The organism is uncultured Thiohalocapsa sp. (genome assembly GCF_913063425.1).
Lineage (GTDB): Bacteria > Pseudomonadota > Gammaproteobacteria > Chromatiales > Chromatiaceae > Thiohalocapsa.
The window spans coordinates 1-11,951 of record NZ_CAJXYK010000017.1 but is presented as its reverse complement, the minus strand read 5'-3'; the positions used below and the strand labels follow the sequence as shown (position 1 = coordinate 11,951).

8 protein-coding genes are annotated in these 11,951 nt (G+C 68.0%); all 8 read left to right on the top strand.

The features are described from left to right. Positions 1-36: 36 nt before the first annotated feature. The 8 genes from QZ607_RS11155 to QZ607_RS11120 all read left to right on the top strand — a co-directional run bounded on the left by QZ607_RS11155 (position 37) and on the right by QZ607_RS11120 (position 11,748). Positions 37-777 (top strand): transposase, encoded by a 741-nt coding sequence (locus tag QZ607_RS11155; protein WP_295882685.1) that lies wholly within the window; start codon positions 37-39, stop codon positions 775-777. Positions 778-967: 190 nt separating this feature from the next. After that, on the top strand, positions 968-1,279 hold the full coding sequence (locus QZ607_RS11150) for a polyhydroxyalkanoic acid system family protein (RefSeq protein WP_295882684.1): 312 nt from the start codon (positions 968-970) through the stop codon (positions 1,277-1,279). A gap of 740 nt (positions 1,280-2,019) precedes the next feature. Beyond that, entirely contained in the window at positions 2,020-3,834 is a 1,815-nt protein-coding gene (locus tag QZ607_RS11145) for a hypothetical protein (RefSeq protein WP_295882683.1), read from the top strand. A gap of 375 nt (positions 3,835-4,209) precedes the next feature. Then, on the top strand, positions 4,210-5,175 hold the full coding sequence (locus tag QZ607_RS11140) for a serine hydrolase (RefSeq protein WP_295882682.1): 966 nt from the start codon (positions 4,210-4,212) through the stop codon (positions 5,173-5,175). A 442-nt stretch (positions 5,176-5,617) separates the two neighbouring features. Then, positions 5,618-6,727, top strand: a complete 1,110-nt coding sequence (locus QZ607_RS11135) for an efflux RND transporter periplasmic adaptor subunit (protein WP_295882681.1) — start codon at positions 5,618-5,620, stop codon at positions 6,725-6,727. After that, positions 6,724-9,864: an efflux RND transporter permease subunit gene (locus QZ607_RS11130; RefSeq protein WP_295882680.1), complete on the top strand. Its 3,141-nt coding sequence runs from the start codon at positions 6,724-6,726 to the stop codon at positions 9,862-9,864. The genes QZ607_RS11135 and QZ607_RS11130 overlap by 4 nt, the downstream gene beginning before the upstream one ends. A 158-nt stretch (positions 9,865-10,022) precedes the next feature. Further along, positions 10,023-10,928: a HipA domain-containing protein gene (locus QZ607_RS11125; RefSeq protein WP_295882679.1), complete on the top strand. Its 906-nt coding sequence runs from the start codon at positions 10,023-10,025 to the stop codon at positions 10,926-10,928. A 4-nt stretch (positions 10,929-10,932) separates the two neighbouring features. Continuing rightward, positions 10,933-11,748: an HIRAN domain-containing protein gene (locus QZ607_RS11120; RefSeq protein ID WP_295882678.1), complete on the top strand. Its 816-nt coding sequence runs from the start codon at positions 10,933-10,935 to the stop codon at positions 11,746-11,748. Positions 11,749-11,951 lie beyond the last annotated feature (203 nt).

The following is an 11,951-nucleotide window of genomic DNA, read 5'->3' as shown; positions in this document are numbered from 1 at the left end:
TAGGGTGACAAGAGCGCAGACGGCAGGAGGCACGCCATGGCACGGCTACCGCGATTCATCCTCCCGGGTTATCCGCAGCATGTGATCCAGCGCGGCAACAACCGGATGACCATTTTGCACGACGAGAACGACTACTGGGTCCTGTGGTCGACGCTGCGGGACGCGGCGCAGCGGTTCCGCTGCGCCGTGCACGCTTATGTGCTCATGCCCAACCATTTTCATCTGCTGCTGACGCCCAGCGAAGGGAACGGCATCGGCAAGCTGATGCAGTATACGGGCCGCTATTACGTGCAGCATGCCAACCAGCGCTACGGGCGCACCGGCACGCTCTGGGACGGGCGCTACCGGGCGACCCTGCTGGACCCGGAAACCTTCCTGCTGCCGGTCTCCCGCTACATCGAGCTGAACCCGGTGCGCGCCGCGCTGGTGGGCACACCGGATGCGTACGACTGGTCGAGCTATGGCGCCAACGCGTTGGGTGCGGACGATGAGCTGGTGACGCCACATGCCGTCTATCGGGCACTCGGCGACAGCGACCGCGCGCGTCAGGCAGCCTATGCAGAGGGCTTCCGCGTGCCACTGTCGCAGGCGCTCGTGCAGCGCGTGCGCGATGCCACCAACAAGGCCTGGGTGCTTGGCGAAGACGACTTCTGCCGCGAGGTGGAGGGCAAGCTCAACCGCCGCACGCGGCCGCAGCCGCGCGGCGGCGACCGCCGCTCGGCCGCCTTCCGGCGCGCCCTCGCCGAGCGCCGCACGGCCCCTGGTGACGGCCCCTGACCCGTCGCCGGTCGCGCACGCCCGGGCGCAACTGTAATACCCTTGCGGGTCGTGCAGCAGGCACCGCCCCGCCTGATGCTGTTGCCTGTGGCGTCGCCCGCGGCTTGCGGAAGCTGTCCTGCCTTGCAGCGGCGCCCCGACCCAGGCGCCGGGGCGAGCCGTTGGGACGCCCACGAGGAGGCCGAAGAGCATGTCGAAGATTCATATCGTCCGCCGTCACACCCTCTCGCTGGACGATGCGAGGGCGGAGGTGGAGCGTATTGCGCAGCGTGTTGAGAGCGAGTTCGGTGCCGACTATGCCTGGGAGGGCGACACGCTCAACTTCGCACGCTCGGGGATCTCCGGCCACATCACGGTCACCGAGGACGCCCTCGACCTGACCGTCCGCCTGGGCCTGCTGCTGTCGGCACTGAAAGGCCAGATCGAGGCGCAGATCGCCGCCAAGGTGGACGAGACCCTCGCCGCCCGCGGCGCCCTGCCGCCGGACGACGAGGCGTCATGAGTCCCGCCCGGGTCATCGACGCACGCTTACTGAGCGTCTCGCCGGTCATGTCAGCAATGCACCGCAGGGCCAATCTGAAAGGACAGGAATGTTGACACTACGAAATACACGAAGACGCAAAAAGGGGGCGATTTTGCGGTCTGCTTGGGCGTTTTCGCGCTTTTTGCGTGTTTCGTAGTGCCGTCTCAGAGGCTCCGCGGCGACGCGCGCGGCTGACACAACTTGCGCGACGTTGAGTAAGTGAGCGCATATCCCCAGCCCGTCTGCCCAGCCCTTCCAGCCGGCCTTGCTCCCCAGACCATTGCCGCGGCCAACGCCTCCATCCACCGCCACCGCACGCGGTCCTCGCCCCGCGCCGCTACACCGGGAGCCAACCCGGGAACTGTGACGCCCCGCACGCGCCAGCCGATCCGTGTCGCGTAGTCTGTAGTCAACCGTGGGCGGAGTCACTCCGTTGGGAGGACGGCACCACGGGGCAAAAAATGTTCCGCGCAGGCCCATCAGACGGACGATCAAGGGCATCGCGACGGACGCAACGCACAGCAACGATAACGAGGCGCGGCTGGCGCCGCCGAGTAGAGCCCGGCAAGCGGGCGCCCGGATCGGCAGGCGCCAACCAACATCGGCCTGCATGCACCGGCTGGTGCGTGCTGGCTGCTCTTGTGGACTGTACCCTCCACAGCGCCTTCTGGACGTGCAACCGCTCCCGCCGGGCGAGCACTCGCGCCTCAGGCATTGGGATGTTCTTCCGTAATCAAGCGCCGCAGTCCGACCAGCTCGAGCTCAGGCTCAGTGTTGCATCGCCGTCGCAATGGGGCAGCGGCGGTGTCGGCTCACCGGCAAAGCTGCTGCGCAACCTCGACGACGCGTTCGAGTCTCCGCAGCAGCTGCTCAAAGAGGCGCTGTTCCAGATCCGGTCCCTGAACCGGAGCAGCCTGTCGGCGGCCAAGCGCCTCAAGGTCGCCCAGGGCCTGCAGCAGCGGCTTTGGCCCACCCTGGCGGCCGCCCGTGACGCCCTGCGCAAGAACGAGGACGGCGTCCCCGAGCCGTCCCCGCAACGCGAGCTGCTGGACCTGGCGGACCAGGCGATCCATGCCCTGAGCGCCGGCTACCAGTTGGTGGTCGAAGAGGACTACCGCGCCGACGAGCGCCACGGCCGCGCCGAGCAGGCCCGCATTCACGAGTCCGCCGTGCGCATTCTGGAGCTGACCCATCTTCAGCAACGGCTGCGGGCGCTGCGCTTTCAGCCCCTGCCGCAGCACGCCTGGCAGACCGCGAACACGCTGTTCTGCGTGCTTTGCCGCATGGGCAGCGCCGACACGCCCGTGCCGGCCTTGTGCGACGACCGGCTGCTGCTGGAGGCCGACGGCACCATTCGCGCCCTGCGCCTGTACACGCTGATTCAGGCTTTCGGCCTGTTCGACTGCTTCAGCTGGAGCAAGCGCCGCCAGCGGTTCCTCGACAGCTACTGCACCGCGCTGCCGAACGCCCTCGTCATCACTTACCTGCCGAAGCAGGCCGTCGGCGGGGTGGTGCGCTTCAGCCACGCCCACCATGACGGACCACCGCGGCGCTCGGCGGTGCAGGGCAGCACCCACCGATTACTCATCGACTGCAACGTGCTCGCCGACGCGGTGCGGCAGGACAAGGACACCGGCCGCCAGCACCTCGGCCAGGTGGCGGGCCCGACCGCGCACTGCCTGGCGGGGCTGCCGCCGCTGGCTCGCCGCCCCATCCTGCGCGCCATGCTGCGCAGCCTGGAGCACGGGGTGCCGCCGCAGCGCCCGGGCGAGCGCGAGCAGCATCGCTGCGACTTCCGGCTGGAAACGGGCTTCGAGCGCGTGAGCCAACACCTGCAGACCGTGTTCACCGGCGACCCCACGAAGAAGGCGCATCTCGCCCGCAACGCCGCCTTTGCCGCGCGCTCCGCCACCCAGGGCGACGACGCCGAAGTCGCCGGCGGCACCGAGTGGCTCGTGCTGCAGCAGAGCGATCAGCACACTGTCGTCAGCACCAGGCAGACCCGTTACACCAAACCCCTCGCCCTGGGGTCGCTCACCGTCTACGGTATCGGCGAGGAAGGCTTCCTGCGCCCCGCCATCGGTGAGATCGCCCGCATCGTGCGCGAGGAGGACGGACAGATCGTCCTCGGCATCACGCGCCGCGCACGCTTCGCCACGCTGGTCAACGTCTTCGCGGCCGTGGGCGAGGACACCAGCGAAAACACACCCGCCCAGGTCCCCTGCCTGTTGGCCTACGACGATGACATCGGCTGGTGCGTCATCTCCTCACCGCGCAGCTCGCTGCCCGTGGGCTGCCCCATCCAGATCCGCACCCGCCGCCTGCGCGTCGCCACCCGCTTGCGCCGCCTGCGGGCCATCACGCCGCATTTCATGCTGTTCGAGCTGGATGCCATGCAACCGCGCCTCGGCACCCCCAGCTACCCGAGCGCGCGGCGCCGCCACCGCCACAGCCGCATCGTCATGACGAGCCATCTGCGCGGCGTCAACGAGCCCACCGAAGAAGTGCGCCGGCCCCGGCGCAACGCCGGCTGAGCGCCCCTGCGCCGGTCCAGCATCCGCGGGCCGGCGCTCGCGCACTCACCACGGAGCCCATGGCGTTGGCCTGCGGCGCAACACCGCCACCCCAGCGGACGTGCGGCCGCACTGCGCGCCGCGGCTCTGCGCAGCCCGTCCACCGGTCTGTGCAACCCTTGATTCCCCGGTTTAAGAACCAGTCCGAGCACACTGAGTTTCAGTGATTTTTCTGTCTCGGCACACTTGTTTTTCCCGCCACCGCTGCCTATCCTGTGAGCGTACTGTCAAGCGCACGGGGACCCGTTCTCATCCGGGGGGAGCGTTGTGCCGTTCATGGCGCAGCGCGGACGGGCAGCCTGCAACCAGAGCAAGCCGGTATCGGGGGTAACCAGCATGCAAGGAATCCCGCAGGACCTGTGGGTCCGCTCAAGTCATCTCAGCTCAGATCATCCGGCAGGCGGCGACATCGACCGCCGCAGCTTCATCGGGCTCTCCGCACTCGCCGGCGGCGCGCTGCTCTGCGGCCTGCCCGGCGCTGCTGACGCCGCCCGCGGCCGGACACTCCAGGCCCAGGTCGTGGGCCACGTGAAGCGCCTGCGCGCACAGGGCAAGATCCGCTGGGACGAGAAGACGTCCTGGTCGGTGTACGACTTCACCGGCCGCAAGAAGCTCGTCTCCATCAACGAGGAGGAGCCGCGGCAGGCCGCGAGCATGCTGAAGCCGTTCGTGGCCCAGGCCTTCTTCTACACCATGGGGGACAGCGGCGGGCGCCTGCGCTACACCTCGGGCATCCGCGACACCATGGAGGGGATGATCCGCAAGAGCAGCAACACCGCCACCACCGAGATCATGCAGCTGGTGAGCCGCTACAACGGCAACACGGGCCCGCGGGCAACGGAGCAGGTGCTGAAGCGGCACGCGCCGCAGGTCTTCCGCCAGACCAGCATCGTCGAGTACATCCCGGCCAACGGGCGGACCTATCGCAACCAGGCCTCGGCACGGGACTACAGCCGCTTCCTGTATGCCCAGTGGCACCGGCAGATGCCCTATTCGGCGGAGGTGCTGGACCTGATGGCGTTGCCGAATCACGACCGCATTACCCGCGGCGTCAGCAACATGCCCTCCGACGTGCGCGTCTACGACAAAACTGGCTCCACGGCCATGCTGTGCGGCAACATGGGCATCATCGAGTGTCGCGACACCCGTGGCCGCCCGCGGCCCTACACCTTCATCGGCATCATCGAAAAGGCGGACCGCACCAACTACTACGGCCGCTGGATCACCAACCGCAGCAACGCCATGCGGGAGGTCTCGAACCTCGTCTACAACTACATGCAGGGCCAGCATCGGCTGGTCTGAGCCAGCCCCGGGGCGCCGCCGCCCGCCAGGCGGCGGCAGCCCCGCCCATGCAGCCGGCACGGCTCACCGGCTTTCCGTTTGAGCAAGCACCATTGGCCCCGCGACGCGGGGTCTTTTTGTTGCTGCGCCGCGCGCCACCAAGCCTGCATGCGCAGCACGTGGCACGCCCGCACCATTCCCCCAGCGCAAGCACCGCCCGCCCACAAAACGGTCGCTGACCCGGGCTGCGCCGTGTCGGACCAAACCGGCCGCGCGCGGCCGGCATCACTTTCAGCGGCACGATTGCGCCCCATCTGCCAGGTGCACACTGACCGAACGCCGCCGGCAGGCGCGGCGCCGGTTCCACGCACCAATCAACGACCACATCGGGGCCGGCGGGCGGCGAGACTGAAGGCACCGCAACCGTCCACGGCGCCGACCGTCTTTCTGATCCCATCACACCATGCGCGTCATCCTCTATCTGCTGCTGTTGCTGCCCGCCACAGCCCCCGGAACGGCCGCGGCTGTGAGTCCGGACGTGATCGTCGCGGCAGCGGAGCAGTCGGCCTGGGCCGACCGCACCGAAGCCCTGGGCACACTGCGGGCCAACGAGTCCGTCGTCGTCACCGCCAATGTCACCGAGACCATCTCGGCCATCCATTTCGACGACGGCGAGCGGGTGGCCGCCGGCGAGCTGCTGGTGGAGATGACCAGCGCCGAGGAGACGGCGTTGCTGGAAGAAGTGCGCGCCCGCGTCGCCGAGGCCGAGCGCCAGTACCAGCGCGTCCAGTCCCTGACGGAGCGCGGCTCGGCGTCGGTGTCGCTGCTGGACGAGCGCCGACGGGATCTCGACACGGCCCGGGCGTCGCTGGTGGCCGTGGAATCCCGGCTCAAGGACCGGGTGGTGAAGGCGCCCTTTGCCGGCGTGGTCGGCCTGCGCAACATCAGCCTGGGCGCACTCGTGGAGCCCGGCGACGTCATTACCACGCTGGACGACGACCGCATCATGAAGCTCGACTTCACGGTGCCGAGCGTCTTCCTGCCGTCGCTGCGCCCCGGGCTCGCCATCGAGGCCCGCGCCCCGGCGCTCGGAGAACGGGTATTCGAAGGCGAGATCAGCGCCGTGGACACCCGCATCGACCCCGTCACCCGCTCGGTGCAGGTGCGCGCCCTGCTGCCGAACCCGAACCAGGTGCTGCGCCCGGGGCTCCTGATGCGCGTGGAGCTGCTGCGCAACCCGCGCCAGGCGTTGACCCTCCCGGAGGAGGCGCTGCTGCACCGCGGTGAGGCGCATTTCGTGCTGGTGCTCACCCAGGGCGAGGGCGGTGCCACCCTCCCCGAGCGCCGCCAGGTGCAGGTCGGCACCCGCCGGCCCGGCTTCGTGGAGATCACGGGCGGGCTCGACGCCGGCGAGCGCGTCATCACCCACGGCACCGACAAGGCCAAGCCCGGCGAGCCGGTGACCGTCATGGCGGTGGACGACGGCACCCGGCCGCTGGCCGAGCTGCTGGCGCAGAAGTCGGCGGGCGCCGACGCCGACGACCCCGCGGCGCCCGCCGCCGGCAACGAATGATCCTGTCCGATCTCTCCGTCCGTCGCCCGGTGCTGGCGACGGTGCTGTCGCTGCTGCTGGTGGCCTTCGGGCTCGTGGCCTTCGACCGGCTGCCGCTGCGCGAGTATCCGGACATCGACCCGCCGGTGGTGTCGGTGGACACCGTCTACCCGGGTGCGGCGGCCAACGTGGTGGAGACCCGCATCACCCAGCTCATCGAGGACCGCATCGCCGGTGTGGAGGGCATCGAGACCATCGAGTCCGTGTCCGAGGACGGTCGCTCGACCATCACCATCGAGTTCGGCATCGGCCGCGACATCGACGGCGCCGCCAACGACATCCGCGACCGGGTGTCCGGCATCCTGGACCAGCTGCCCATCGAGGCGGAGCCGCCGGACATCCAGAAGGTGGACAGCAGCGACGACGTCATCATGTGGCTCAACCTGGTGAGCGAGCGCATGACCGTGCCGGAGCTGACGGATTACGCCCGGCGCTATCTCGTGGACCGCTTCTCGGTGCTGGACGGGGTCGCCCGGGTGCGCGTCGGCGGCGACCAGACCTATGCCATGCGGGTCTGGCTGGACCGCAATGCGCTGGCTGCCCGGGGGCTCACCGTCGCCGACATCGAGAACGCCCTGCGCGCCGAGAACGTCGAGCTGCCGGCGGGCAGTGTGGAGTCCGTGGAGCGGCAATTCAGCGTCCGCACCGAGCGCAACTTCCAGACGCCCGAGCAGTTCGCCCGGCTGGTGGTGGCCCGGGGCGAGGACGGCCACCTGGTGCGCTTGGGCGACGTGGCGCGGGTGGAGCGCGGCACCGAGGAGGACCGCACCGTGTTCCGCGGCAACGGCGTACCCATGATCGGGCTCGGCATCATCAAGCAGTCCACCGCCAACACCATCGCCGTCGCCGACGCCGCCAAGGCCGAGATGGCCCGGCTGAATCCGACCCTGCCCGAGGGCATGGCCATCAAGCAGTCCTACGACACTTCGGTGTTCGTCAAGGACGCCATCAAGGAGGTCTACAAGACGCTCGGCATCGCCATCGGCCTGGTGGTGCTGGTGATCTTCCTGTTTCTGGGGTCGGTGCGCGCCATGCTGGTGCCGGCGGTGACCGTGCCGGTGTCGCTCATCGCCACCTTCACGGTGCTGCTGGTGCTCGGCTTCTCGGTGAACATCCTCACCCTGCTCGCCCTGGTGCTGGCCATCGGGCTGGTGGTGGACGACGCCATCGTGGTGCTGGAGAACATCCACCGGCGCATGGAGCAGTACGGCGAGACGCGGCTCGTGGCCGCTTACCGCGGCACCCGGCAGGTGGGGTTCGCGGTCATTGCGACCACCGTGGTACTGGTGGCGGTGTTCGTGCCCATCGCCTTCCTGCAGGGCGACGTGGGGCGGCTGTTCACGGAGTTCGCGCTGACCATGGCGGCGGCGGTGAGCTTCTCCACCTTCGTGGCCCTGTCCCTGTCGCCCATGCTGGCGTCGAAGATCCTGCCCGAGTCCACCCAGCAGTACACACGACGGGCGAGTTTGAGCGCGGGCGTCGATTGGCTCTTCGCCCGGGTCCGGCGGGGCTACGGGATGCTGCTGCGGTTCTTCCTGCGCCAGAAGTGGCTTGTAGGGCTCCTGTTCGCGGCCACTGTCGCCGGCGCCTGGTGGCTCTTTGAGCAGATCCCGCAGGAATACGCCCCGCAGGAGGACCGCGGCGCCTTCTTCGTGCTGGTGAACGGCCCCGAAGGCGCCGCCTTCGGCTACATGGAAGAATACATGGACGAGATCGAGCGACGGCTCCTGCCCTATGCCGAGTCCGGCGAGGCCATTCGCGTCCTGATGCGCACCCCCCGCGGCTTCGGCGGCGGCGACAGCTTCAACACCGGCATCGTCATCATGGTCATGGCGCCGTTTGGCGAGCGCCGCTCCAGCTTCGACGTCATGAACGAGATCCGCGCCAGGCTCGGCGACCTGCCCGGCGTGCGCGCCTTCCCCGTCATGCGCCAGGGCTTCGGTGCGCGCATCCAGAAGCCGCTCCAGTTCGTCATCGGCGGCGGCACCTACGAGGAGCTGGCCGCCTGGCGCGACCGCCTGCTCGCCGAGATCGACGACACCAATCCGGGTCTCATCGGCCTCGACTGGGACTACAAGGAGACCAAGCCGCAGCTGCGCGTGGAGATCGACTACGACCGCGCCGCCGATCTGGGCGTCACCGTCAGCACCATCGGCCGCACGCTCGAGACCATGCTCGGCTCGCGCAAGGTGACCACCTACATCGACGCCGGCGAAGAGTACGACCTGATCCTGGAGGGCGAGCGCGACGCCCAGCGCACGCCGGCGAGCCTCCAGAACATCTATGTCCGCTCCGAGCGCAGCGGCGAGCTGATTCCGCTCTCCAACCTGGTGCGCGTCACCGAGATGGCGGACTCCAACGCGCTCAACCGCTACAACCGCATCCGCGCCATCACCATCGAGGCCAACCTCGCCGACGACCTGGCGCTGGGGGATGCGCTGGCGTATCTCGAAGACCTGGTGGCCGAGCACCTGCCCGAGCAGGCCGTGGTCGACTACAAGGGCCAGTCGCAGGACTTCAGAAGCGCAGGCGGCGGCATCCTGTTCGTCTTTCTGCTCGGCGTCGCCGTGGTCTACCTGGTGCTCGCCGCCCAGTTCGAGAGCTGGGTGCATCCGTTCGTGATCATGCTCACGGTGCCACTGGCCATGGCCGGCGCCCTCTTCGGCCTCTGGCTCACGGACCAGACGCTCAACATCTACAGCGAGATCGGGCTTATCATGCTGGTGGGCCTGTCGGCCAAGAACGGCATCCTCATCGTCGAGTTCGCCAACCAGCTCCGCGACCAGGGCAAGGCCTTCCGCGACGCGCTCCTGGAAGCCGCCGACGTACGCCTGCGCCCCATCGTCATGACCGGCATCACCACCGCCGCCGGCTCCACCCCGCTCCTGCTCAGCACCGGCGCCGGCGCCGAGACCCGTGTGGTCATCGGCACCGTGATCCTCTCCGGCGTCCTCGCCGCCACCCTGTTCACGCTGTTCGTCGTGCCGGTGGCCTACGACCTGCTGGCGAAGCGCACCGGCTCGCCGGGGGATGTGGCGCGGCGGTTGGAGCGGGAGGAGGAGCTGGTGCCGGCGACTGCGGGCGGCGAGTCGGGATAAGCGAAACCCCGTTGTCGGCTCGGTTCATATCCTCAGTCTCTATGGGAGGAGGCGGCGACTTTGTGGAGCGGACTACTTGCGTACGTCGGGCGAGGGCCTGAGCGGCGGGCTCAGCTGTTGAGCCTCCCCCGCCGTTATCGTTGCTGGGCGGAGACGTCATGACCTATCCGACTATCGTCGTGCCGGACAACGCTTCGACACAGTTGGAACAGCTCGGCACCAAGCCCAAGTTTTGGTTCGAGGACCGCGAGGGCACCGAGACCTTGTTCAAGGAGGGGTATCCCGGCAGTGGCGAGCACTGGGCGGAGAAGATCGCTTGCGAGGTCGCACGGCAGCTCGGGTTGCCGCACGCCGAATACGAGCTTGCGACATGGCGCGGTCGGCCGGGCGTTGTCTCGCCGAATCTGGCTGCGGGCAAGGCCCGGCTGATCCTGGGTAACGAGGTCCTCGCCAAGGTGTTCAGCGGTTATCAGGCCAGCGAGCGGCGGCGGGACAGTCAGCACACGCTGTCGCGCGTCGCCGCGGTCCTCAGCAACACGGCAAGCGTAGCGACGCCGGCCGGATGGGATCGTCCACCAGACATCGCCGATGCCTTCGGTGTGTTTGCCGGCTACCTTCTGTTGGATGCGCTGATCGGCAACCAGGATCGTCACCAACTGAACTGGGGCCTGATTCGCAGTTCCGAGGGGAGGCTGATGCTGGCGCCCACCTTCGACCACGCGTCCAGCCTCGGCCGGAACGAATCCGACAAGGTGCGTCGCGAGCGCATAATGACGCGAGACAAAGGCCGTAGCTTGGAGACCTATGCGCAGCGTGCACGCTCTGGCTTGTACCGTAACCAGGGCAGCCCCAGGCCCATGCTGACGCTGGAGGCCTTCGCCGACGCGCACAAGCTGAGTCCGACGGCGGGCGGCTACTGGCTGCATCGAGTGGCGGTGTTGCCCCCGGATTCCTTCGAGGCCATAACGCAGGCCGTGCCAGACACCATGATCGCAGATGCCGCGCGGGACTTTGCCCTGCGACTCATGCTCATCAACCGAGAACGACTGCTCGCCCTGATGTGAAGCCATGAAAGCCCTCTACATCGCCATGCAGGACCCGGATTCCCGCCGCTGGGCGCCCGTCGCGCGGCTGCGCAGGGACAAGGGCCATTATCTCTTCGACTACACCCGCGGTGCCCTGAGCCTGCCGAATTTCGAGCCGTTCGGACGCATGACCAAGGTTGGGGTTCAGTACGTATCCGACGCGCTGTTCCCGCTCTTCGCCAACCGCGTGCTGGCGGCCGGCCGGCCCGAGTACCACGACTATCTGCGATGGCTGGGCCTCACTGAGCAGGACCACGATGCGCTCGAAGAGCTGGCCCGCACCGGCGGCCGGCGCGCAACCGATACCTTGGAACTGGTCCCCTGTCCGGAGCCGACCCCGGGCGGGCGCTATGAACTACACTTCTTCGCCCGCGGGCTGCGCCACCTCGGTGCGGCAGATCAAGCGCGTGCCGCGAAGCTTGCCCACGGTGAGCGCCTCTACCTGTTGCAGGACGTCCAGAGCACCCACGACGCGATGGCTTTGATGCTCCGCACCGAAGACCCGGTCAGTCTGGTGGGCTATGTGCCACGTTACCATTGTGCGGATCTTTCCAAGCTGTTGAAGCTGGCCGGTGCGGAGACCGTCACCGTCACCGCCGAGCGCATCAACCCCGACGCGCCAATCCAGTATCGATTGCTCTGCCGGCTCAGCGCGCCTTGGCCGGAGGACTTCCAGCCCTGCGCGGCGGACGAGTTCCAGCCGATCCGGGTCGTACCCGACGCGCGCTCTCGACCGGGCAACGGCCGTTCGGATCGCGAGCTGTCCCTTGCTGGCGCGGAAACCGGCGTGGCGCCTTGAATCGCCGACCATGTGGGCTGAAGTCGGCATCGTATTGCTGCTTCCCTGCTGCTTAGTAACAGTTCATTAACAAACAAGGCATCTTTCTTCAGGTGACGCATGCAAAAACTTCCTTAAGATTTTGAAAATAGAGCGCTGAAGTGCGAGCATCGTCGCTGTTTATTGATGCGCAGAGGGGGATCTGTCGTGAACGAGTTTCCGGG